This window comes from Nitrosomonas sp. H1_AOB3, from assembly GCF_015709435.1.
In the GTDB taxonomy this organism is placed as follows: Bacteria; Pseudomonadota; Gammaproteobacteria; order Burkholderiales; family Nitrosomonadaceae; genus Nitrosomonas; species Nitrosomonas europaea.
Genome location: NZ_CP054389.1, coordinates 2459068 through 2483103 on the forward strand (window position 1 = coordinate 2459068; position 24036 = coordinate 2483103).

A 24036-nucleotide genomic window follows, 5' to 3' on the forward strand; every position below is an offset into this window, starting at 1 on the left:
AGGTTTTCCGGATGAAGATTGCTTTACCGCACCGCTGACAAATGAAAACGTCTGATCAGTTCAAGGCAGTATTTGTGAGTTGTTGATGAGAAAGGCATATAACACGCGCCGCTGTCGGACAAATTTCCCCCTGCGTTCCCCATTGGCCGCAGAGCGCGGCATTAGGCAGCAGCAAAAACACAAGGAGGTGACATGTCAGAAGTCATTACGGTTGGTGACAAACCAATCCTTCTGAAAGCAATTGAGCTGGTTCTCGCGGAGCCTGCTGTTATCAGAAAAGAGGCTCTGCAACTCAAGGATAAATATGTAACCCGGTATGGGAGTGATCGTTCGGAAGACGAGATCAACGCTTATGCTGCCGATAAGATCATATCGAACTACTCCTACTATACTGCCTTTGTGGGCGGAACGACCGCTCTTACAGGGGCAATCCCCGGGCTGGGCACTGTTCTGGCTGCATTTGGCGGCGCAACAGCCAATACGGCTCTTTCCATGAAGTATCAAATTGAAATGACAATGGCCATTGCAACGATTTACGGCCGTGACATTACCATCGAAGAGGAAAAACGCCTTTGTTTGATGATTGCGGGGCTTGGTGCAATCAGTGAGATGACCAGAGTGGGCGGGAAAGAATCTGGCAAAAAAGCATCAGTAAAAATGATGCAACAATATCTCCAAGATGCATCTCTTCAAACGCTAAGAGAGCTATTCAAGAAAGTTGGAATAACCTTCACAAAAAAAGCCGCAGAAAAAGCTATCCCGTTCGGCGTTGGTGTAATCATTGGCTTCTCTGCCAACAAAGGATTGACCTGGTATGTCGGGACAAAAGCCAGGGATTTTTTCTCGGTTACTGACTCGATCGTCTGACTTCAAGCAACAGGCCGCACGGGTTATTTATTAACTGACATATCCGGAGAATCGAATGTCTGGCTCCGCTCGTACAGGTGTGCTGATTTACGCAAAGCAGCTGGATAAAGTTTCATCCTTCTACGAGCAAGTGCTGGGGGCGAAAGTGCTGCATGCAGACAGTGAACACAGGGTGCTGCAATCACCAGATGTTCAGCTGATCATTCACGCAATTCCACCGCAGTTCGCCGAGCAGATCACTATTGCCGTACCACCCGTGCCACGCGAGGAACAGGCAATCAAACCGTTCTTCACTGTTGAGAGCCTGGCCACAGCAGAGCGTATTGCCGAAGAATGTGGTGGCAAGGTGTGGGGGCCATTATGGCCCGGGCCTGGTTTACGAGTGCGCAATGTCTGTGATCCGGAAGGTAATATCGTTCATCTGCGTGAGCGTACAGGCTAACTATTTATTCAAGCTGATACTACTCTCAGCTGGTATTCGGCTGTAAATTCTACGAAATGCACGTTATAAGTTCCATCAAGCTGTCTATCTTCAATAGACCGTAATCAGATAGCATGGTCATCGGCACAGATTACTTTCAGCCGAACGAACCTGATGAGAAGCGGTAAGGGTTAAGACGATATCTCGTCCAAGGGCTTCTGATCGAAGAAGCGGAAGGGTAGTTGACAGGTACACGTAATTTTTCGATTCATCACTTGTCCTGGATCCGGACGCTGATGCTCAAGCGACGGTATGCTGGTGCGACATTTTGTCGCGGGGGTTGCTCTTGACATACTGTATGTTCTTTGGCGCAATGACGCATTTGTCGTCATACGATGACATATAAGAATAAGAGATATGCAGAGAGCACAGCAGGACACGGCTGCCCGTTCACCGGGACAGCTCGATACACCCTCGGCTCTGTGGCTGCTGGGCAGCCTGGCCAGCTTTTACCGCCGACCTTTCGATGCCGCGCTGGTGTTACAGCGCTTTGCACCACCATTTGATATCCCTTCCCTGATTGAGGCACTGGAAGCTCTGGGCCTCAAAGCCGGTCTGGCCGACTGGCCGGAGAACGACTGGTCGAATCTGCCGGTTCCCGCGGTGGTATTCCTGCCGGAAGAGAGAACCGATTTACCATCCACCAATTCCTGCACTGTTCCCGAAATTGCTTCGGGCGATACAAATTCCACACTTTCCCCGGCGCTGGTCGTTAAACACGGCGACTATAAGCTGGCTTGGGTACGCCCCGGCCAGACCAGTCCTGAACCCCTTTCAGCAGAAATTGCCTGTACCCGGTGCCTGCCGTTCATGTTGCTGGTAACTGAAACTGAGCCACCCATGACAGAAACTGTTGGTAAAGCTGCTGAAGCCGCATCTGTGCAAAAACCTTTTGGTTTTTCCTGGTTCATTCCTGAACTGCTGCGCCACAAGAATATCTGGCGCGATGTATTGCTCGCCAGTCTTGCCATTCAGCTCGTGGGGCTGGCTACACCATTATTTACCCAGGTTATCATCGACAAGGTCATTGCCCACCATTCAGAGAGCACTCTCGTTGTGTTGGGTGTGGCATTGGTGGTGTTCATGTTCTTTACCAGTGGTATGAGCTGGCTGCGTCAGTATTTGGTACTGCACACCGGCAGCCGTATCGACGCAGTGCTGGGCGAGAAGGTACTGCGTCATTTGTTGCGACTGCCGCTGCCGTATTTCGAGCAACGGCCCACCGGCACTTTGGTCGCCCGTCTGCACGGGGTGGAACAATTACGTGAATTTATCTCCGGCGCAGCGGTGAGCCTGGTGCTGGATCTACCTTTCCTGTTCATTTTTCTTGCCGTAATGTTCATCTACAGTTGGCAGCTTACGCTGATCGCACTGGGCATCCTGGTACTGATCGTCATCGTCAGCCTCGTCATGGTACCCATCTTCCGCGCGCGGCTGGACAAGCAGTTCCTGCTCGGTGCCCGGAATCAGGCTTTTCTTACCGAATATCTCGCCGGCATGGCCACAGTCAAGTCCCTGCAACTGGAATCGGATGTGGATAAGCGCTACGGCACCTACCTGGCTCAGTACCTCGCGGCGAGTTTCTCCGCCCGGCAGGTCGGCAATACTTACAACGTGGTGGCCAGCGGGCTGGAGCAGATGATGACTCTGTCCATTCTGATCATTGGCGCCTGGCTGGTAATGCAGAACACCGGTATGACGGTGGGTATGCTGGTTGCTTTTCAGATGTTCGCCAGTCGCATGAGTCAACCCGTAATGCGGCTGGTGGGCTTGTGGCAGGAATTCCAGCAGGCCAGCGTTTCTGTTGAGCGGCTGGGTGACATCCTCGACATGCCGCAGGAGCCTTTCACCCTCACGCCACAGCGTGCCGCTGGTGGTGCCGGACAGATCGTCATTCGGGATATGGGTTTCCGCTATTCAGAGCAGCATCCCTGGCTTTATCGCAATCTGAATCTCACTATCCCTACCGGTAAGCTTACCGTGTTGATGGGCCCCTCCGGCTGTGGGAAGAGCACGTTGGCTAAACTCATGCAGGGTTTCTACTGGCCGCAGGAAGGGCAAATCATGCTGGACGGGCGCGATATCCGCCAACTCGCCGCCAATGAGCTGCGCGCCACCTTCGGCGTGGTGCCACAGGAGACGGTGCTGTTCTCCGGCACAGTGTATGACAACCTGGTCATGGCCCACCCGCACGCCAGCTTCGAAGATGTGATCGCCGCCTGTCGTGTGGCAGAAATCCATGAGGTGATCGAAAAACTGCCGCAAGGTTATCAAACCGAAATCGGTGAGCGCGGTACTGGGCTATCCGGCGGACAACGCCAGCGCATCGCGATTGCCCGTGCGCTCTTGAAGCGGCCCAAGGTACTGATTTTCGACGAGGCGATTTCCAACCTGGATCAACAGACTGCCGAACATTTCGCTCAGACCATCAACCGTTTGAAAGGCAAGGTGACGATGGTTTTCGTCACCCATCAGGTGCCCAAGGGCTTGCAGGTAGATGAAGTAGTAAATATGGGGTAGTAGACCGTGCAGATGAGTTTGATGAAGAAGAGATGTGATGGATGAATGGAGCCTGTTTCAGCATAGATGAAAGTTTTTGTCCGGGAAGCCGATTTGGCTCTAAGTAATTTTTAATTTCTGAGGGAATCGCAGTGAGCATTCTGCAAAATGATGTACAGGCAGAATTCAATATCTTGTCTAGCTTGGGCAGTACAGGCAATGTGCGCGAACTGCAACAGGCCGCTGCCCAGTCCGGCAATGTTGCCAGCCTGCTTGCCTAGTTCCAGTCCGCCGGGACACGTACCGGGCAGAAGGCGCTGCTCGATCAACTGCTCACCGCCTGGGCCGACACCTCCGGCATGGCGGCAAGCCTTGAAGAACGTGCCCAAGGCCAATACCGTATCGAATACGAAGCCTTCGGCAATATCAGCCGCTCCAGCAACATTGCCACCGTGGCTGGCGGCACTATCACATCCGGCGCGGGCGGCCTCTACCTCTTTCCGAACACTATCGCACCACTCATCGACGAGTGGAGTCGCAAGCTGCACGTATTGGAGGCCTTCAACGGCCAGTATTTCTTCAACCTGCCCTCGCAAAAGAGCCGGGGCGACCATGCCGACAGTGTGCCAGCGGGAATGTGCGAAGCCGGTGCTGGCGGAACGGCATCGGCGGCGCGAATAGGGAACTGTGGAGGGTGGCGATGTGAGCACCGAATACTTCACTCAGACCTATCAGATAGTTTTCAGCATCAACCAAGCCCTGAAAGGATTGCAAGAAAAAATAACGGGGAAAATCCGCGCAATTTGCAAGGATACTTATTAGAAGGGAGTAACAGTGTTTGATATTGTTTTTGATTTTCTACTCAATGTTATTTGTTTCAAGGTAGGTGCTATTTCAATAAGGTTAATAACTTGGGGACGCTATTCGCTAATCACAACGAAATATCCATTTGCAACTGCCATGCTTGGGCTGATTGAGTTATTGGCACTGATTGCAACCATTGTTTTTCTCATGAAAGGATAAAAAATGCCCAGTTTAAGTGGTGTTCTGAAAAAGTTTGTTGCAGCAAGTGGTATCAACGCTCTGATTGGTGAAAAAGTCGTCGGTATTGGAGCGCTGTTTACGTCTGGAGAACTTGGTGGCTATTAATAATATTTATGGTTATACGTATAACCCTCAGGACGGCAAGTGGTACGGTGCACCCCCTGCACCAGATCTCGGTTGGTATCAATGGTCCGATCCAGCTTCTTCTGAGCAGCAAAAAATACTCGACCAGCTACGGGATATCTATATAAATGACAATGAGATCGAAAAGCGCACTCCGAATAACGACTCACTTTTTGATAACCTCAAAAAATTCTGGGATCGTGCCAAATCCTGGGTTTGGCCCCGCGACCCCATTATTCTCGACCTGGATGGCGACGGTCTCGAAACTGTTGGTCTTGCCTCGAATGTTTACTTCGATCATGACGGTGACGGCGTATTGACCAGAACCGGCTGGGTGGGCAAAAACGATGCGCTGCTGGTCTGGGACAGAAACGCCGACGGTGTGATCGACACTGGCGCCGAACTGTTCGGCGACTTCACCCCACTGCCCAACGGCACCCTGGCCCCTAACGGCTTTGCTGCCTTGGCTTTACTCGACGCCAACGGCGACGGTATCCTCGATGCTTCCGACCCCGCTTTCACAGAGTTGAAACTCTGGCGTGATGTGTCGCAAGATGGCGTTTCCCAAGGCGGCGAATTCATCACCCTGGCTGAAGCAGGCATTGTTTCGCTCAACCTCGCCAATACCCTCAAGAACCAGCGCCTCAGTAACGGCAACATGCTTTCCCGTGAAGGCAGCTTTACGCGTGCCGACGGCAGCACGTCGGCGATGGGCGAATTCAAACTTGCTACCGACACTTTCAATACGAAATTCGCCGAGCAGATCGAGGTTCCCGAGCTGCTCAAACAACTTCCCAACATGGGTGGTACCGGCAACGTGCTGGCGGGCATGTATGGAAGTCAGCACTGGCGGGGAGGTGGATATGCGAATGAGGAGGTGTGGAGGATGTCCGCATGAAATTATGCAATTACATATCCAATTTACGCAGATATGCGTCTATAACCATTTTCGCTTTTCTTTTAATGATTCAATATATCCCAATGGCAAACTCCGGAGAAAATAGGGCGTATGAAAAAGAACGACTGCTTTTGGCAGAAAGGATTGAAAAGGTATTGACTACTGGCGGAGCATGCTCGTCACTTAAAGACTGTCGAGAGCGAAAGCTTCTTTTTGTTAGTCCGGCCAAGAAGGGGCTTGCAATTTCAACATATAGCGTAAATGACAATAACATTCTGCGTCAAATTTCTGAAGAAGTAATTAAGGTCTTCTACGCAACTGACAAAATGTCAATTGAAGTCGAACATTTTTTATTCACAAAAGAAGACGAATTAAGGTCGTTCTTTAAGCAGGGAAAGCCTTTTGTCACCATTAAACTGGAGAGATAAAAATGTACAGTATTGAAATGCGAGTAGATATTGGTGGAAAAGATGGGATTCCACATACATTTATCATTGTGACTGGTCCAGATGGCATCGAGAGAGGATACGGATTTGCTCCTCGTCAACCAGGTACCTTCACTGGGGACGGGAAAATTTATGACGACACAAACCATGAATATAACCGAACAACAGGAAAAATATCTCTGGATGTCGATTCGTACGGGAGGCTGATGGATTACATACAAAAGTCGACTGAAAATCCTCCACCGTACTACCTGCCATATGGCTCTCAGTGCGCAAACTGGGCATTTAAGGCATTTACCGAAGCTGGTATCCAAGCTCTGGCCTCACCAAATATATTCCCTGACAATTTTTTGAGGGATTTATTTGAAACCATAGTTTGGAACCCATATACCCAGTGGCTGAATCTCACGCTGCGTGATTTGTTTGATCGTGCTAAAAACTGGCAACCCCCCCGCGACCCCATTATTCTCGACCTGGATGGCGACGGTCTCGAAACTGTTGGTCTTGCCTCGAATGTTTACTTCGATCATGACGGTGACGGCGTATTGACCAGAACCGGCTGGGTGGGCAAAAACGATGCGCTGCTGGTCTGGGACAGAAACGCCGACGGTGTGATCGACACTGGCGCCGAACTGTTCGGCGACTTCACCCCACTGCCCAACGGCACCCTGGCCCCTAACGGCTTTGCTGCCTTGGCTTCACTCGACGCCAACGGCGACGGTATCCTCGATGCTTCCGACCCCGCTTTCACAGAGTTGAAACTCTGGCGTGATGTGTCGCAAGATGGCGTTTCCCAAGGCGGCGAATTCATCACCCTGGCTGAAGCAGGCATTGTTTCGCTCAACCTCGCCAATACCCTCAAGAACCAGCGCCTCAGTAACGGCAACATGCTTTCCCGTGAAGGCAGCTTTACGCGCGCCGACGGCAGCACGTCGGCGATGGGCGAATTCAAACTTGCTACCGACACTTTCAATACGAAATTCGCCGAGCAGATCGAAGTGCAGGAAGCCCTCAAGGTTCTTCCCAACATGAGCGGTACCGGTAACGTGCGCGAACTGCAACAGGCCGCCGCTCAGTCCGGCAATGTTGCCAGCCTGCTTGCCCAGTTCCAGTCCGCCGGGACACGCACCGGGCAGAAGGCGCTGCTCGATCAACTGCTCACCGCCTGGGCCGACACCTCCGGCATGGCGGCAAGCCTCGAAGAACGTGCCCAAGGCCAATACCGTATCGAATACGAAGCCTTCGGCAATGTCAGCCGCTCCAGTAACATTGTCACCGTGGCTGGCGGCACTATCACATCCGGCGCAGCACTGATGACCGACGCGGGCAGCCTCTACCTCTCCGAATACTACCGCGCTCTCATCGACGAGTGGAGCCGCAAGCTGCACGTATTGGAGGCCTTCAACGGCCAGTATTTCTTCAATCTGCCCTCGCAAAAGAGCCAGACCGACAGCGCTAACTGGGGTTTTTCCGTGGTGGCAGGTTCAAAAAAGCCTGGTGCAACGGCAGTTGAAGCCTTGCCCACCCTGCGTATGAATTTTTCCCAGGCACAACTCGACCTGCTACAGCAGGCCTACGACAGCCTGAAGGAGAGCGTCTACGCCAGCCTAGTGATGCAGACGCGTCTCAAGCCCTATCTCGACCAGATCGAACTCATCATCGATGACAGCGGCCTGCGACTGGACGCCACACAACTCAACCAGATGCAGGCGGACAAGAAAGCTGCCGACCCGGAGAACTATCTGGCCGACCTGCTCGATCTCGACCGCTACGCCAACGGTTTCCTCTCCGGCACCAACTGGAACGGGCTGGCGGATTTCGACCAGGCGATCGACACTCTGCCGCAGACGGCAGGCATCACGGTGCTGCTTAACGAATTCAAGGTGCGCCGACTCACTGCGGACGACGATAACATCGGGCTCACCGACAAAGCCGACATCGTGCTGGCAGACGAAGGCAACGACCGCCTCTATGGCTACGCCGGCGCCGACCGCCTGTTCGGCCAGGGGGGTGACGACCGCATCTACGGTGGTAACGACGATGATCTGATTTCCGGTGGCGCGGGCAACGATATGCTTTATGGCGAAGCCGGCGCCGACACCTACGTCTTTGGGCGAGGCTACGGCCATGACACTATTAGCGACTATGCAGAAAACGGCGTGCAACGCGACACCGTGCGCCTCTTGGGCCTGAGTCCAACGGATATCCGGGTTACCGCCGACTACGCTGACAACCTCATCTTCACCATCATCGATACCGGGGAGATGCTGTCCGTGCCGCGCAGCGGCTACTGGTGGGGGCAAAACGGCGTCGGCCAGTACGTGTTCGACGATGGCGCGGTGTGGAGCCACGACGATGCGCTGCACGCCACTGTTGCCGCGACCACCGAGAACGACGACATCATCCACGGCTCCAGTGTAAGCGACACAATCACCGGCCAGGTGGGTAACGACACGCTGATCGGTAACGGCGGTAACGATATTATCGACGGCGGTGCGGGCAATGACCTCCTGATCGGTAGTACAGGCTGGAACTGGGTCAATGATAACGGCCAGTGGCGGCAAGAACGCAACACCACGCCACAGATTTCCGCCAACGGCAACGACACCTACCTCTTCGGCCGCGGTGACGGCCAGGACACGGTGATTGATGGCGATACCACCGCCGGCAACAGTGACACGCTGCGCTTCAAGGAAGGTGTGGCGCCTGCTGACGTGAAGTTCATCCGCAGCGGCAATGATCTGGTGCTGGCGGTTCACGGCAGCAGCGATCAGGTGACGCTCAAGCAGTATTTTGATGAAGCGTGGAATGGGGAGAATGGCTCTTACCTGATCGAGCGCATTGCCTTTGCCGACGGCACGGTGCTCGGCGTTGTCGACGTACAAGCGATCCTGTTCGCCGGCAGTGAGGAGGCGGAAACCATCATCGGTTCACGTGCAGATGATGTTCTGAGCGGCCAGGGCGGCAATGACGTGCTGTTGGGCGGTGCTGGCCGGGACATCCTGGACGGTAGTGCGGGCAATGATGTACTGCGTGGCGGAGGTGCCATTAGCCGGGGCAATCAGATCTACGATGGGAACGGCGAGGGCGATATCTACCGCTTTGGCCGAGGCGACAGCCACGACCTCATCATCGAAGATTCCTGGCAACAGGGTGAAGTCGACCGCATCGAGTTCAAGACGGGCGTGACACCCTCCGATGTGCGGCTGGAGCGAGTACGCACTGTGAACGGCTGGCAGATCAGCGACGACTTGAAGATCACCATTCGCGATACCAGCGAGACGCTCACTGTCAAGAACCATTTCAACGAAAGTAATCGCTACGCGGTGGAAGAGATCGTCTTTGCCGACGGCACGCTGTGGGATGCGGAAGCGATCAAGTCGCGCGTGTTGCTGGGTGAGGCCGGTAACGATGAGTTACGTGGCTTCTCGGGGCGCGATGATCTGATCATTGGTGGTGCAGGTGATGACATACTGGAAGGCGGAGCGGGCTCCGACACCTACCGCTTTGGCCTCGGTGGCGGCCAGGATGTGATTATCGAGGATTATTCTGTTGGCGAGGACGTGGTGGAGCTGGACGTGGGTATCAACCCGGAAGATGTCACCGTGCGCTGGACGCGGCAAGGAGATATGGCCATCACCCTTCCCGATGGCAGCCGCCTGATCGTGCGCGGCCAGGCAGAAACCTGGTCAACCGAGCGAGGTATCGAGCAATTACGCTTCGTCGATGGCATGGTATGGGATCGCACCGAACTGGCCTCGCGGGCACTGGCGACGACTGCCGGGGACGATGCCATCGTCGGTAGCTACCAGGACGACACTCTCGACGGTGGTGCAGGTGATGATTATTTTCAGGATTTGGGTGGTTACGATACCTACCGCTTTGGCATCGGTGATGGGCAGGACGTTATTGAGGTCAGTTACGGGCGCGTCGTATTCAAGCCGGGTATCGGCCAGAACGATGTCGCCTTTAGTCGTGATGACAGAGATCTGATTGCCACCGTCAGTGCATCAGGTGATGCGATACGCATTAAGGGGTGGCTGGGTAACTGGCGGCGCATCGACCACTTCGAGTTTGCCAATGGTGCGCATTTGAATGTGAATGATGTACTGGCCAGGCTCAACGTGAGCGAAGGCGCGGAGATTCTCCATGGTTCACCCGGAAACGATGTGCTGACGGGCACGGAGAAGGACAGCACTCTCTACGGTCGCGAAGGCAACGATGTACTCACAGGTGGTGCGGGGCAGGATGATCTCTACGGCGAAAGTGGTGATGATGTGTTGGATGGCGGCGCCGATCGGGACTGGCTGTATGGCGATGCGGGCAACAACACCTATATTATGGCGCCGGGGATGGATCTGGATAATGCCTTGGGCGCGAGTCTCGCGGTAGCCAATGACACCGTGGTGTTCGCGCCGGGTATCCGGCCGGAAGATGTGTCGGTGCAATTGGGTGACGAGAGCTGGAGCAGCCGGCCGGGTGATGTGGGTTATACCAATCTGGTTATCGGTATTGGCGGCAATGATGCCCTGATCGTGCGTAGTGAGAATGAGGACGATCTCGGACGTGGCGCAATCCAGCGTTTCCATTTCGATGATGGTATCGAGTGGACATTGGCTGATGTGATCAGCCGTGCCGATGGCGGCATAATGGGGCGGCAGTACCGTAACCAGGATGATCCCACGACGATTCTGGGCAGCCAGGCAGACGATGACATCTATGACTACACCGGTCAGCCAGTGACGGTACAGGCGCGCGGCAATGATGATTACGTTTATCTTGCCGCGGGTAACAACCGCATCTCCGCCGGTACGGGTAACGACAGCATTCATACCGGCTCGGGTGATGATCTGATCGCCGGCGAAACCGGGGATGATTGGATCGAAACCGGCGACGGTGATGATGTCGTCGTTTTCAACTACGGCGACGGCCATGACATATTCCGGGCGGGAGATGGAATGGATACGCTCTCCTTCGGGGCATCCGTTACGCCGGTCATGCTTTCGGCAACACTGGATCGCGAGGGTTACGTGACGCTGCTTATTGATGGCGGTGCGGGTGGATTGATTACCCTTGACGGTGCACACGTCGACAACTTGCCGGGCGATCTGGAGCACATCCAGTTCATCGCTGCCGATGGCAGAGCGCACATCTTCGACTTGGCCGGCTGGCTGCAGGCCAACACAGCTGCCTTGCTGTCTGCAACGACTGAGATACCACTTGTCTTCGATGGTGCGGATTTCGAACTGACCAGTACGGTAGCGCCGGCAGGCGGCCTGGAAGTAGTGGCTTATGCTCAGAGCGGTGACCTGTTTGCCTCGGCGAATCTTGCCAACAACACCCCAACCGATGGCAATGATGTACTCTACGGCACAAACGCCGACGACTCGCTGGATGCGGGCGCGGGCAACGACATCGTGCTGGGCCTGTCCAGGGATGACACTATCTTGGGAGGTGATGGCAATGACCTGATCCACGGTGGCGAGGGTGACGATGTGCTCGACGGTGGCGCAGGTGATGACTTCCTTTATGGCGGATGGGGGGTGGATACGCTTTCCGGCGGTACCGGGCACGATACCCTCTTTGGCGAATGGGACGGGGATACTTATCTCTACCAGGCTGGAGATGGTGTGACGATCATCGACGATGATCATCGCGTGCTCAGCTGGAATGAGCCATCAGTCCCGTCAGTCTATGCCACGCAGGAGCGATTACCGGCTTGGGGTGATGGCAGTTACGGCGGCGCGCTCGTTGATGATGCTCCTAATATCCTCAGTTTCGGCCCCGGGATTCGACAGGAAGATCTGCGTTACTCGGAGCAGAATGGCGATCTGATAATAGAATTTGCAGACCATCCCGGTGATAAAGTGATCCTGCGCGGTTATGAGCCGGGCCGGGCAACGCAGACCCGTTCAGTGGACATCATTCGCTTTGCCGACGGTACCGAGATCGTGGCCGAGAATATCGAACCCACGGGCAAGACCGAAATGGCCGGTAACGAAGGCGGTTGGCTTGATGGCACGTCATTTGCCGACACCCTGATCGGCGGAGATGGCGATGACACACTCAATGGTCAAGGCGGTGCGGATCGCCTGGTGGGTGGTGTGGGCTCCGATACCTACCGCGTCCACAAGGAATGGGGCAGCCGCCCCACTGAGACACTCATTGCTGAAACCTGGCGCGAACAGGATACGAACCATATCGAGATCACTGGCGAAATCAGTGCCGACGACCTGCACCTGGAGTTTGATGGACACGACTTGCTGCTGCGCTTGACCGAGGAAGGCGATGTGATCCGCTTTGCCGGTTTTGATCCGCGCGCATCGGGTATGCAGGCGCCAGTGGCTGAAATCAGCCTGCCTTGGGGGGGTGTTTATCTCTCCTTTGATGATTTGCTGGCACGAGGTGTGCGTATCATCGGCACCCCTGAGAATGACGTATTGACCGGTACGGCGCTGGCCGACTGGATCGAGGGTCGTGAGTCCGACGATACGATGAGTGGCGGCGCGGGCGGTGATCTCTATCTCATCAATGCTGATAGTGATACAGACACCATCATCGATAATGAGGAGGGTGACGCGCCCAACACACTGGTACTGCCTGAAGGCACGACGCTCGATGACGTGCACCTGTCCTACGACAGCGAAGGCTTCCTGATCCTAGACCTCTACAACACCGGCAACCGCGTGCGTCTTTCGGGCTTCGATCCGGAGGATCCGCTGAGATCGCGTGCCGTGGAGCGTTTCCGCTTTGGCATTGAGGGCGATGAAATCGGTTACGAGGAATTACTCGCACGCGGTTTCGATATCGTCGGCACGGATGAAGGCGATGTCCTCAAGGGTACGGCATTGACCGATCGCATCTGGGGTGATGAGGGCAATGACCTGATTGAAGCCACTCCCGGCGACGATTGGCTGGCGGGCGAAGCCGGCAACGATACCTATGTCGTCAAGTTGGGCGACGGCATCGTCACCATCAACGATGTGGCCGAGCAGGATGCGGGCAATGTGCTGCGCTTTGGCCTCGGCATTGACCCCAACGTGCTGCGTAACAACCTGCGCTTCGAGGCGGACGGCAACGGCAGCCATGTGCTGCTCATTTCCTATGGAAATGATGGCGATGTGGTACGTCTGACTGGTTTCAATCCGGAGGATGTGCTCGGCAACCATGCCGTCGAGCGCTTCGAGTTCGCTGACGGTACGGCGGTAGATTACGCCACGCTCGTGTCCTGGGCTTTCGTGGTCGAAGGCGACAACTCGGGTAATGCACTTGCCGGCACCAACGTCGGCGACCGCCTGTACGGTTACGACGGAGACGATGTCATGGCCTCCGGCGATGGTGAGGATGTGCTCACCGGCGGTCTGGGTAACGATGTTTTGCGTGGTGGCTCCGGGCGCGATGCTTATGTGGTCAATCTGGGTGATGGCGAAGATATCATTGAGGACGGGGTGGAGGCGGGTATCGGGAATGTGCTGACCTTTGGCGCAGGTATCGTCCGCGAGGATGTGTACATCGAAATGGAGGGTGGCGATCTGTTGATTCATTACAGCACCGGCGGTGACGTGGTGCGTGTGAGCAATTATGCTCCGGACGGTACGGGCGGTGGTACGGTGATCGATACCTTTGAGTTTGCCAATGGCACGGCGGTCACCCTGCGAGAATTCCTGAATCGGGTGCCGGAGGTGGCTAATCCCATCGGGAATCAGGTAGCACTGGAAGATGCCTCCTTCAGCTTGATGCTGCCTGACGACTTGTTCGTCGATGCTGATGACAGCGATATTATGACTCGGGTGACGATATTGGGTTACGCGACTCTACCGGGTTGGCTGCAATACGACGCAGCCACGCGCACCTTGTACGGCACACCGCTCAATCATGATGTAGGCGAATTCGATGTTGTCATCCAGGGTATGGACAGTTTGGGTGCTTCGGTATTCCACAGTTTCCATCTCACCGTGCAGAACACTAACGATGCCCCGGAAGCAGCTGTTGCGCTGGCCGACCAGCAGGCCACTGAAGATGCATCATTTATCTTTACCGTACCGGAAGATACCTTCCGCGATGTGGATGCAGGTGACACACTGACACTCTCAGCCACTCTGTCTGATGGCTCGGCGTTGCCTGCGTGGTTGTACTTTAACGCCGTGACGCGTACCTTCAGCGGTACTCCGGCCAATGGTGATGTGGGAAGTGTCTCCGTGCGCTTGACCGCATCTGACTTGGCTGGCGCACAGGCAAGCCAGCTCTTCAACGTGGAGGTGGCCAACGTCAACGACGCTCCCGAGATCGGCACGTTACTGACGAACCAGAGCGGACGCACGGACACGGCGCTGAGCTGGCAACTGCCCGGCACGGCCTTCATCGATGTCGATGCGGGGGATGTGCTGGCCTACTCGGCCACCTTGTCTGACGGTAGCGTGTTGCCCGGGTGGCTCATGTTCGATGCCGCCACCGGTACCTTCAGCGGCACGCCGACGATCGCCGGAAACTATGCCGTGCAAGTCACGGCGACCGATCTCGCCGGTGCAGCAGTCAGCCAGACCTTCGTGCTCGATATCGTTTCCGGCGGCGGCAATCAGGCACCGGTCACCGCACCCGATGCGGCCAGTGTGATCGAGGATCGCAAGCTGCTGGCCTGGGGCAATGTGCTGACCAATGACCGTGATCCGGAAGGCAGCGTGTTGAAGGTGGCAGATCCAGGTATCCGATGGGGCGAATACGGCATATTTACCTTGTTGCCCAATGGCAGTTACGCTTACGTACTCGATGATTTTTCATCTAGAGTACAGGGGTTGGGTGCGGGTGAAACAGTGCTGGATCGGTTTGCTTATCTGGCCAGTGATGGCACGAACCGGGCGGGTGGTGAGTTGCTGGTCAGTGTGCAGGGTATCAACGATGTACCCCAATTGAAACGTCCTCTGCAGGATGTGCAACTGGCGAGGGGCAAGGCTTTTACCTGGCGGGTGCCGGCAGGCAGCTTCATCGATCCCGACCGCAACGATGCGCTTACCTACACGGCGATATTATCCAACGGTAAAGCGCTGCCTTCCTGGCTCGAATTCGATACAGGGACGCAGACTTTCAGTGGCATGGCACCGGCCGGTACGACAGCCACCATAGATGTCAAGGTGATGGCCAGTGATGGCCATGGCGCATACTCAACTGCTGCGGATGTCTTCAAAATCAGCTTCGGCAACAAGACTGTTGTACCCACCGTGCAGATGAGTAATGAAGAAGTGGGTAACGGTTCGGATATACCGCTGTCCGGATATGGCTCCAATTTCAATGATGGTTCCGGCACATCTTCGAATCCCTCTGGTCGCCGGCAGGAATCTGAACCTCGTGACGATCTACTGGGCCGATTCCTTGATGGATTCAAGACTGATGCCAAGTCTGCCTATTCGGCAATACCTGCTCTGGATCGCCGGTGGTTCGAACAATGGGGTGAGTGGCAGCAGTTTTCTGAGGAAATCGGCCATGGCCGGGCAAACCATGATGTCGAGCACCACTGGGCGGAGATGACTCGTGCCTTGAATCGGCTCGATGCAGAACGCCAGAGTGCACCTGCCTGGAGTCATGCGAACCAGGGGGTTGATCTCGCCGGATTGGCCGGCTGGGTGCAGGGCGGTACGCACAGTGCGCGAGGTGGTGTCGATACTATCTCACTGGCTGGTGGTAGCGGCACTCGGTTCAAGACTTTCAGTGGTATCAAGGAAGGTGTCGACAAGCTGTCATGGTAAGAGATTGATCCTGCTGATCGCGTGAAAATCGGGCGAAGCTTTCGGGTGCCTCGTCCGGTGCCTGTGGTTAGCCGAAAGCTTATAAGCCGTACTTGGCACATCTATAAAACTCAGGAGAATTCTTCTGCATGTCTTTACTGAAATTCTTTGTGCAGCATACCAGCACTGACTATCAGGCATTTCATCCGCCGCTCATCCGCTTGCAGCAAACTGCACCTCATCCACAGGGACGGCGCGTGTTGTGGGCGCTTTTTGCCCTACTCGTTTTCCTGCTCATCTGGGCGCTTGTCGGGCGTCTGGATATCGTAGCCGTCGCGGACGGCAAGCTGGTGCCGGCCAATTATCTCAAAATCGTGCAGCCTTCGGAGGCTGGTATCGTCAAGGAAATCCTGGTGCATGAAGGCGAGGCGGTGCGTGCCGGACAGGTTTTGATGCGTATGGATGCTCTCATCACCAACGCTGATCTGGAGGCCATCACAGCTGAGCACATGCGCAAACAGCTTCAACTTGTCCGTATCGATGCGGAACTTGCCGGCAAGCCTTTCCAGCTGGATGTTCAGGCTCCAGTGGTACTCATGCGGGAAACCAGCGCTCAATACCAAGCCAACCGCGATGCTCTGGCTGCGGCTCTGGCCGAAGAGCGCAGTCGTCTGGTCAAAGCACAACAGGAACGGGCAGCTGCACGCCAGCAAAGAGAGCGACTCGAAGCTGTATTGCCGCATTATCGCGGACAGGACAAGGCTTACGAGCGACTTGTCAAGGATGGCTTTGCCGGGGCTTTGATGGGTAGTGACAAACGGCGCGAGCGTATCGAGAAGGAACAGGAGCTGGCTACCCAAATCCATCTGATCGCTTCTGCTCAAGCCAGTATTGAGCAGTCCCACAGGAAATTGCGCCAGATCGAAGCAGACTATCTGCGCCAGTTGCATGCCGAACGTAGCGAGGTGCAGTCACAGCTCGACAAACTGACCAAGGAACTGGAGAAGCAGCAGCATCGGCGTGAGCTCCTGGAACTTAAGGCCCCTTATAATGGTGTGATTAAAGATCTGGCCACCCATACGGCAGGTACCGTGGTGCAGCCTGGCACCGTGCTGGCGAGTCTGGTGCCGCGTGATGAGAAGCTCAAGGCTGAGGTGTGGATTTCCAATGAAGATATCGGCTTTGTTCGACCGGGACAACCGGTCAAGCTCAAGTTCGCAGCTTATACCTTTCAGAAGTACGGCATGGGGCATGGTCTGGTCGAGCATGTCAGTGCTGATGCCCAGAGTGAGGAGGAAGCCCGCGACAAGGGTTTGGCGGGCGACAGGCAACGTCCGCTGCGCTACAAGGCGCTGGTGGCGCTCGCTGTAAACTCTCTGGAAATGGACGGTATGAAATACCCGTTGAGCGTAGGTATGCAGGCCACAGCAGAAATTCTGCTGGGCGGCCGCACAGTGGCGGAATACCTGCTCTCGCCGGTGCAAAAAGCCTGGCATGAGGCAGGGCGAGAACGATGAGCAGAGGGAGCAATGATCTGCGATCTGCCGCTTCATTCCCCTGACTTCAATTTCGTCGAGAAGCTATTTTCCAAATTCAAAGCCATACTGCGGAAGGCTGCCAGGCGTACCAGGCAGACATTGTGGGATGAGATCGGCAGGCTCTCAATATAGCCTACGTCACATAAAATGATTCGATTTTAAAGAGTTGCTCGACGGTTTGGTTTTGTTGTTTTCTGATTGCTTTGGTTTGAGCCCATTTGTGCTCAATAGGATTAAGGTCAGGTGAATACACTGGCAGATATTCAAGCGTATGTCCGGCTTGTGTGATTGCATTTTGAATATCCAGCCTCTTGTGAAAGGTCGCGTTATCCATGACCACGACTGACGCTGGCGGGAGTTTTGGCAACAGATCGTGTATCGTCCAGCCGAAAAAAGTATCTGCATCGATATTGCTTTCGAACAATCCCACCGTCAGCAGACATTTATCGATTAATGCGCCGATGACATTGACACGGCCTCTTGCGTGCCAATCACACACCCATGACATCGCTTGCCAATGGGCGCGTACCCGTGTGTTCGTGGCATATCGTGAGCAAAACCACTTTCATCAATATAGACGATGACACGGTTTTGAGCTTGATACGCTTTAATCGTCTCCCCGGAAGATGCGCCGTTCGTCTTCGTCCGCTTTGGGATGCTGCAGTGTTTTTATAGCTGATGTTCATACGCCTTAGTGCGTGGCCGATACCTTTTTCGCTCACACCCAGTCGACGAGCCCGTTCGGCCTGATAGGCGTCTGGAAATTCCCGTACATCACGAGCCAGCGCAGCCATGTCGATCTTCGTTGCCGGTTTGTTACGGGTCTCCTGAGGAACAGGATTTTTTATCCAGCGTGTCACGCTGGCAATTCCTACACAAAAACGGGCTGCCGTTTGCACTATGGTGAGTCCTTCCTTCTCTCGAACAGATAAAACTTTGCGGCGAAATGAAATGGGATAAGTCATCTGTAAATTATAATCAATCTATCTGAGCTTCGCTATATTTTCCAATCCAGCAAATGTCAGAACTAAATGCATCCGGATATGAATGAATGCAACTAGAGCGTTTTTCTTCTAGTTGGAATCGAGGGTATTCCCCTGTGAGTTAAAATAAGAGAGGATAGGGATGGAGGTGAGAGATGCCGAAAGCTTATTCAGAGGATTTGCGCCGCCGAGTTGTAGCGGACACGGACAAAGGTCTGAGTATCAGGGCTGTTGCTGATAAATATTCAGTCAGCCCGTCATTTGTATCGAAGATAACCTGCCTGTGGAAACAGGAAGGGAGCGTTTCCTCGCGCAGGATCGGGGGCTATCGGTGTCATGCGCTGGAAGCCCATGCTGCTGAGGTCAGGGGTAAGCTTCTGGAGGACAAGGGCATAACGCTTGCGCAGTTACGCGATTGGATTGAAGAGGCTTTGGGGGTTCGTGTTCACGTTTCCTCGGTTGACCGGTTTATCCGCTCGCTGGGATACAGTTATAAAAAAAACACTGCGGGCCAGCGAACAAGAACGTGCTGACGTGGCAGTGGCAAGGCTCGTCTGACAGGACTGGCAAAAGACCCGCGACTGCGCGCGCCTGATCTTTCTTGATGAAACAGGAGCAAGCACAGACATGACGAGGCGGCATGGCCGCTGCCCTGTGGGAGAGCGATGCTATGACCATGCTCCCGGCGGTCACTGGAAAACCATGACTTTCGTTGCCGGACTGCATCTTGACGGTCTGCTTGCGCCGTGGTGTCTGGATGCTCCCATGAACGGCGCAGCTTTCCTGGCTTATGTGGAAACCCAGCTCTGCCCTGCACTCAAGCCAGGTGATATCGTCATCTGCGACAACCTGAGCAGCCACAAGGTTGCCGGCGTCCGGGACATGATCAAGGACAAAGGTGCAGAAATCCTTTATCTGCCACCTTATTCTCCCGATCTCAACCCCATTGAACAGGTCTTCTCCAAAATCAAAATCCTTCTGCGTAAAGCCGCCGAACGATCCTTTGATGCTCTCTGGGCCGCCATCGGACGCATCATTGAGACCATCCAGCCCCAGGAATGCCGTAACTACTTCGCTAACTCCGGCTATGCATCTAACTAAACGAGAAATGCTCTAAACGCCTGAAAGAACTCCACCTGTTTTATTTCCTGAATATATTTTTCCTACGTACAAAACCACGAGTAGATTCGTTTTTATCAGCCTGATAAAATAATAAGCATTCTCATTCTTGTTGTTTGTCATGTTGGATAACAGCATTCCTACCGATTCATGTCTGGTGTCTGGTGCTACCGTGTCCACGGACATTGAGACCCTGTATTGCAATCACCACGACTGGCTGCAGGTTTGGCTGCGCCGCAGACTGAGCAGTGCTGTTGATGCATCCGATCTGGCGCATGACACCTTCGTGCGCGTTCTGGTTTCGGGCCGCATGCCCAATGCCGAGCAATCGCGCGCTTTCCTTACTCAGATCGCCAAGGGTCTGGTGGTGGATCTGTACCGTCGTCGTGCCATCGAAGAGGCTTATCTGGCAGCGCTGGCGCAACTGCCGGAAAATCTTGCGCCCTCGGCTGAGGAGCGTGTGCTGGCGCTGCAAGTGCTGTTGTTGCTCGATACTGCGCTGGGCAGCCTTCCATCTCGGGTGCGTGAAGTGTTCCTGCTGTCGCGGCTCGACGGATTGACCTATTCTGACATTGCGCAGCGCCGGGGTATTTCTGTCGCGACAGTGCGCAAGTATATGCTGCGCGCCGCGCAGGCTTGCCATTGTGTCTTGAATTCACCGACTGGCACCGCTCCATGACATTGACACGTGCATGAGCGACAGCAATACATCTTCGTTACCCCGTGCAGCTCAGCTCGAGCCTGATGCCGCACCTGCAGTTGCTGTCCTGCAGCAGGCACTGCAATGGCAGGTCATCTTCTGGTCGGGGGAGGCTACCGATAGAGATCGTATGCGCTGGCAGAGCTGGCTGGCGGCTGATCCGGCACATGCCCGCGCCTGGGCGCAGGTGCAACGTACCGATGAACAACTGCAAACACTGGCTTCGCCCGCCGCTGAAGTGCTGCGCAGTGCTGATGCCAGGCGATGTAAAGCGCGTCGTACGGTGCTTGGTATGGCGGGACTGCTGGCAGGCGCGGGTATCGTGGGCTATGGATTGCGGCAAACAGCGCAATGGCAGATGATGATGGCTGATGACCACACCGGCTATGGCGAGCGGCGTCATGTCGAACTTGCCGACGGCACGCAGGTGACGCTCGGCAGTGCCACTGCCATTGATGTGTGCTACAGCGCGCAGGCACGTCAATTGCTGTTGCGCACGGGTGAGATTTTTATCGTCACGGCGCCGGATAGTGCCGGCCGCCCGTTTCTGGTGCAAACCACCCGGGGCAGCGTGCAGGCGCTGGGTACACGCTTCAATGTGCGTGAATCGGGTGAGCAAATCCAGGTGGCAGTACAGGATGGCGCAGTCGCTATCCGTCCGGCCGGAATGAATCCGGGCGATGTCGTACGGCTTGATGCCGGTCAGCAGACGTGTTTCGATCACACCAAAGTCGAAGCACCTGAGGCACTGCAAATCAGTGCAACTGTCTGGACGCGCGGTCTGCTGGTGGCTGAACGCATGCGGCTGGAAGATTTCCTGGCCGAGCTGGGCCGCTACCGCAGCGGTGTGTTGCGTTGTGACCCGGCCGTCAGGGATCTGATCGTCTCCGGTGTTTATTCACTGGATGATACCGACCAGAGTCTGCGCCTGCTTGCCCAGGCACTGCCGGTACAGGTGCAGACAGTCACGCGCTGGTGGATCACTATCGGACCCCATCCGATGAAATAAAACGATCGTCCAACCATCCCACGAAAAAAATTTCGCGTTAACCGTAGCACTTTTCCCATCTCGTTCGGAATACAGGTAAGACCCTGGCAAACAGCCAGGATAACCTGCCACTGAAGGGAAAAATCTATGCCAACGAGAAACACCGATCTTCCTGTCAACCCGTGTGTCACGGGTATCTGTTGTTCGCACCCGGCTTCAGCTCTATTGCGCCAAATCATGCTGCTGGCTTGCCTGTCGATGGCAGCAGCATTTGTACCGGTGCGGGCGCAAAGTACGACAGCACCCGTTCAACCACAAGCAAGCCTCCGCTACGATATCCCGGCCGGCACGCTGGATCAGGCGTTGAACCATTTTGCGGCGGATGCTGGCATTACACTCTCCATTGACGGCGCACTGACTGCGGATAAGCACAGTTCCGGCCTGTCAGGCAGCTATAGCGTACCGGACGGGCTAAAAGCACTGTTGGCGGGAACCGGACTGGAGGCAGTCGCCACCCTTGATAGCGGTTACGTGATACGTCCGGCGACCGCTGCCACGATAACGACAAGCGGGACCGTGCTGCCAACGGTAACGGTGGCAGGCCACCGAGCCGCTATTGATGAGGCACCCCCGCTTTACAAGGGTGGCCAGGTAGGCAGTGGTGCACGTATGGGTGTGCTTGGTAATACCGCAGTGATGGATACCCCTTTCAGCGTTACCAGTTACTCGGCGCAAGTGATCGAGAATAACCAGGCACGCTCGGTGGCAGATATTGCGGCGATGGATCCATCGGTACGTATGAGCAGTGCTCGCTCCAACATCAACGAAGACCTCACGATGCGCGGTTTTGCGGTTTCCAGTGCAGATTTCGCGCTGAACGGGCTGTTTGGCCTGACACCTTACTGGCGGGCACCGCTGGAGTCGATAGAACGGGTGGAAGTGATCAAGGGTCCATCTGCCGCATTGTTTGGTATGGCGCCTGGCAGCAGTGTGGGTGGAGTCATCAATCTGGTGCCCAAGCGTGCTGGTGATGCCCCCTTGATGAGAATTACGGCCGGCATCACTTCAAATTCCCTGTTTGGTGGCCACGCCGATATCGGTGGTCGTTTCGGGCCGGACAACGTATTCGGTGCACGCCTGAATGTCATGCATCGCGGTGGCAACACGACGATCGATGGTCAGTCCACCTATCAGAGCCTGGGATCGCTGGGACTGGATTTTCGTCAGCGTTCACTGCGGGCTTCTCTCGATCTGTTGTGGCAGCAGGAACGCATCAATAACGTGGTACGTCAGTTTCAGCTGAGTCCCGGGTTGACAGCGGTTCCGCGTGTGCCGGACAACACCACGGCTTATCCCGGTTTCGGCTGGACCGATGGGCGTAATATCTCGTGGCTGTTCAAAGCGGAGTATGACATCAGCCAGGCTGTTACCGCATACGCGAGCTACGGCATGCGTAAACTTAACTGGGGCGCCATCGCTGCCAATCCGGTCCTTCTGAATACAGCGGGTGACTATTCCTACGCCGGAGGCTGGCAGCGTATGCCTGTCCGCACCCAGTCACTGGAAGCAGGCGTGCGCAGCGTATTTGCTACCGGGCCTGTCAGCCATAGTACTGCACTCGGCTTTACCTGGCTTGATCAGTCGCAAGAGCTGGGCTTTTATACCGGCCTTCCTCCCGGTATTTCCAACTTGTATACCGGTCAATTGTTTTCGACCCCCTCCATTGCGGGTATCAATAACCCGACACGTCCCTACCTCGATACCCAGCTGACCAGTGTGGTGCTGGCCGATACGATGTCATTCCTGAATGAGAGGCTGTTAGCATCATTTGGCCTGCGTTACCAGAAGGTCGAGGGGCAAAGCTACAACTTCGCTACCGGTGTTGCCAGTGGCCCGCGCTACGACAAGAGTGCAATAACGCCTGTCGTTGGTATCGTGTTCAAACTGCGCCCGTCACTGTCGCTGTATGCGAGCTATATCGAGGGGTTGTCGAAAGGCGATACCGCGCCGATCAGTGCGGCGATCACTAATCCGGGAGAGATTCTGTCCCCGTATAAATCCAAGCAAAAGGAAATCGGTGTCAAGTTCGATCAGGGCAATTTCATGACCACGCTCAGCCTGTTCGAATTGACCCGGCCCAGCGCGGGTATATCCGGCACGACATTCGGCGTATTTGGTGAACAGCGCAATCGCGGTGTGGAGGCAACCATTGCCGGCGAAGTTGTGCGCGGTGTCCGCGTATTGGGTGGCGCCAGCTATATAGATGCGGTGTTGTCCAAATCGGTGTCGGCAATGCTGAAGGGCAATAAAGCCATCGGGGTACCCGAATGGCAGGCCAATCTGGGAGCAGAGTGGGATGTTGGCTTCCTGCCGGGGCTAACGCTGACAGGCAGAATGGTCTACACCGCCAAGACTTTCGTCGATGCGACCAACACCCTGAAGATTCCGGATTGGGTGCGCGTCGATGCAGGCGTGCGCTACGCTGCGCGTATCGTCTCCAGGCCGGTTATGTTCCGCTTGAATGTCGAAAACCTGTTGGACAAGGATTACTTCGGTGCGGCCACGGCAGGCTATCTCTTCATCGGTACGCCGCGTACCATAAATTTCTCTGCTTCCATCGATCTGTAAGGA

At 55.2% G+C, this 24036-nt stretch carries 17 protein-coding genes and 2 pseudogenes; 15 read left to right on the plus strand and 4 right to left on the minus strand.

All coding sequences use genetic code 11. The annotated features are described in order from the left end of the window. Positions 1–192 precede the first annotated feature (192 nt). The 3 genes from HRU73_RS11505 (at position 193) to HRU73_RS11515 (ending at position 3868) form a co-directional block, all read left to right on the plus strand. Positions 193–867, plus strand: a complete 675-nt coding sequence (locus HRU73_RS11505) for an EcsC family protein (protein ID WP_287398770.1) — start codon at positions 193–195, stop codon at positions 865–867. A 55-nt stretch (positions 868–922) separates the two neighbouring features. Beyond that, a complete protein-coding gene (locus HRU73_RS11510) occupies positions 923–1309 on the plus strand; it encodes a VOC family protein (protein WP_287398771.1) in 387 nt (128 codons plus the stop codon). Between the two features lie 396 nt (positions 1310–1705). Then, positions 1706–3868 (plus strand): peptidase domain-containing ABC transporter, encoded by a 2163-nt coding sequence (locus tag HRU73_RS11515; protein ID WP_287398772.1) that lies wholly within the window; start codon positions 1706–1708, stop codon positions 3866–3868. 110 nt (positions 3869–3978) lie between these two features. Here the strand turns inward: HRU73_RS11515 and HRU73_RS11520 are convergent, their stop codons facing one another. Next, positions 3979–4557 (minus strand): hypothetical protein, encoded by a 579-nt coding sequence (locus HRU73_RS11520; protein ID WP_287398773.1) that lies wholly within the window; start codon positions 4555–4557, stop codon positions 3979–3981. 124 nt (positions 4558–4681) lie between these two features. On the opposite strand from HRU73_RS11520, the gene HRU73_RS11525 reads away from it, so the two are divergent. The 5 genes from HRU73_RS11525 to HRU73_RS11545 all read left to right on the plus strand — a co-directional run bounded on the left by HRU73_RS11525 (position 4682) and on the right by HRU73_RS11545 (position 6565). Beyond that, positions 4682–4870: a hypothetical protein gene (locus tag HRU73_RS11525; protein WP_276818158.1), complete on the plus strand. Its 189-nt coding sequence runs from the start codon at positions 4682–4684 to the stop codon at positions 4868–4870. A 3-nt stretch (positions 4871–4873) separates the two neighbouring features. After that, positions 4874–4996, plus strand: coding sequence for a hypothetical protein (locus tag HRU73_RS11530; protein WP_287398774.1), 123 nt, complete (start codon positions 4874–4876; stop codon positions 4994–4996). After that, complete coding sequence (locus HRU73_RS11535) at positions 4986–5912, plus strand: SPM autocatalytic domain-containing protein (RefSeq protein ID WP_287398775.1); 927 nt, start codon at positions 4986–4988, stop codon at positions 5910–5912. The genes HRU73_RS11530 and HRU73_RS11535 overlap by 11 nt, the downstream gene beginning before the upstream one ends. Beyond that, positions 5909–6340 carry a hypothetical protein gene (locus tag HRU73_RS11540; protein WP_276679561.1) on the plus strand — a complete coding sequence of 144 codons (432 nt, stop codon included), beginning with the start codon at positions 5909–5911 and terminating at the stop codon, positions 6338–6340. The genes HRU73_RS11535 and HRU73_RS11540 overlap by 4 nt, the downstream gene beginning before the upstream one ends. An 81-nt stretch (positions 6341–6421) precedes the next feature. After that, positions 6422–6565, plus strand: a complete 144-nt coding sequence (locus tag HRU73_RS11545) for a hypothetical protein (protein WP_276818165.1) — start codon at positions 6422–6424, stop codon at positions 6563–6565. Positions 6566–6717: 152 nt separating this feature from the next. On the opposite strand, the gene HRU73_RS11550 is transcribed toward HRU73_RS11545, so the two are convergent. Then, entirely contained in the window at positions 6718–6888 is a 171-nt protein-coding gene (locus tag HRU73_RS11550; protein WP_276818166.1) for a hypothetical protein, read from the minus strand. On the opposite strand from HRU73_RS11550, the pseudogene HRU73_RS13555 reads away from it, so the two are divergent. From HRU73_RS13555 to HRU73_RS11570, 3 genes and pseudogenes are all read left to right on the plus strand, one after another. Further along, positions 6832–8433, plus strand: a pseudogene (locus HRU73_RS13555) (calcium-binding protein); the annotation flags it as partial. The gene HRU73_RS11550 and the pseudogene HRU73_RS13555 sit on opposite strands and share 57 nt — an antisense overlap. Before the next feature lie 189 nt (positions 8434–8622). Then, positions 8623–16098 carry a calcium-binding protein gene (locus HRU73_RS11565; protein WP_287398778.1) on the plus strand — a complete coding sequence of 2492 codons (7476 nt, stop codon included), beginning with the start codon at positions 8623–8625 and terminating at the stop codon, positions 16096–16098. A 128-nt stretch (positions 16099–16226) separates the two neighbouring features. Further along, positions 16227–17594, plus strand: a complete 1368-nt coding sequence (locus tag HRU73_RS11570; protein WP_287398779.1) for an HlyD family type I secretion periplasmic adaptor subunit — start codon at positions 16227–16229, stop codon at positions 17592–17594. A 154-nt stretch (positions 17595–17748) separates the two neighbouring features. On the opposite strand, the gene HRU73_RS11575 is transcribed toward HRU73_RS11570, so the two are convergent. Together HRU73_RS11575 and HRU73_RS11580 are read right to left on the minus strand one after the other, a co-directional pair. After that, positions 17749–18114: a transposase gene (locus tag HRU73_RS11575; protein ID WP_287398780.1), complete on the minus strand. Its 366-nt coding sequence runs from the start codon at positions 18112–18114 to the stop codon at positions 17749–17751. Then, positions 18107–18580, minus strand: coding sequence for an IS630 transposase-related protein (locus HRU73_RS11580; RefSeq protein WP_287398781.1), 474 nt, complete (start codon positions 18578–18580; stop codon positions 18107–18109). Before HRU73_RS11580 ends, HRU73_RS11575 begins: the two co-directional genes overlap by 8 nt. 173 nt (positions 18581–18753) lie before the next feature. On the opposite strand from HRU73_RS11580, the pseudogene HRU73_RS13560 reads away from it, so the two are divergent. The 4 genes and pseudogenes from HRU73_RS13560 to HRU73_RS11605 all read left to right on the plus strand — a co-directional run bounded on the left by HRU73_RS13560 (position 18754) and on the right by HRU73_RS11605 (position 24033). Next, positions 18754–19699: pseudogene (locus HRU73_RS13560) on the plus strand (IS630 family transposase). A gap of 190 nt (positions 19700–19889) precedes the next feature. Beyond that, positions 19890–20396, plus strand: a complete 507-nt coding sequence (locus HRU73_RS11595; RefSeq protein ID WP_502709295.1) for a sigma-70 family RNA polymerase sigma factor — start codon at positions 19890–19892, stop codon at positions 20394–20396. A gap of 13 nt (positions 20397–20409) precedes the next feature. After that, the gene (locus tag HRU73_RS11600; RefSeq protein ID WP_287398783.1) at positions 20410–21426 is read left to right on the plus strand and encodes a FecR domain-containing protein; all 1017 of its coding nucleotides are present in this window, start codon (positions 20410–20412) and stop codon (positions 21424–21426) included. Between the two features lie 126 nt (positions 21427–21552). After that, complete coding sequence (locus tag HRU73_RS11605; protein ID WP_287398784.1) at positions 21553–24033, plus strand: TonB-dependent receptor; 2481 nt, start codon at positions 21553–21555, stop codon at positions 24031–24033. The last annotated feature ends 3 nt before the right edge of the window (positions 24034–24036 follow it).

Bases quoted from the DNA above. Each gene is read 5' to 3' on its own strand.
- HRU73_RS11505 (WP_287398770.1), top strand. From the start codon at position 193: ATGTCAGAAGTCATTACGGTTGGTGACAAACCAATCCTTCTGAAAGCA.
- HRU73_RS11510 (WP_287398771.1), top strand. From the start codon at position 923: ATGTCTGGCTCCGCTCGTACAGGTGTGCTGATTTACGCAAAGCAGCTG.
- HRU73_RS11515 (WP_287398772.1), top strand. From the start codon at position 1,706: ATGCAGAGAGCACAGCAGGACACGGCTGCCCGTTCACCGGGACAGCTC.
- HRU73_RS11530 (WP_287398774.1), top strand. From the start codon at position 4,874: ATGCCCAGTTTAAGTGGTGTTCTGAAAAAGTTTGTTGCAGCAAGTGGT.
- HRU73_RS11540 (WP_276679561.1), top strand. From the start codon at position 5,909: ATGAAATTATGCAATTACATATCCAATTTACGCAGATATGCGTCTATA.
- HRU73_RS11545 (WP_276818165.1), top strand. From the start codon at position 6,422: ATGGCATCGAGAGAGGATACGGATTTGCTCCTCGTCAACCAGGTACCT.
- HRU73_RS11550 (WP_276818166.1), bottom strand. From the start codon at position 6,888: ATGATCGAAGTAAACATTCGAGGCAAGACCAACAGTTTCGAGACCGTC.
- HRU73_RS11565 (WP_287398778.1), top strand. From the start codon at position 8,623: ATGCTGTCCGTGCCGCGCAGCGGCTACTGGTGGGGGCAAAACGGCGTC.
- HRU73_RS11570 (WP_287398779.1), top strand. From the start codon at position 16,227: ATGTCTTTACTGAAATTCTTTGTGCAGCATACCAGCACTGACTATCAG.
- HRU73_RS11580 (WP_287398781.1), bottom strand. From the start codon at position 18,580: ATGACTTATCCCATTTCATTTCGCCGCAAAGTTTTATCTGTTCGAGAG.
- HRU73_RS11600 (WP_287398783.1), top strand. From the start codon at position 20,410: ATGAGCGACAGCAATACATCTTCGTTACCCCGTGCAGCTCAGCTCGAG.
- HRU73_RS11605 (WP_287398784.1), top strand. From the start codon at position 21,553: ATGCCAACGAGAAACACCGATCTTCCTGTCAACCCGTGTGTCACGGGT.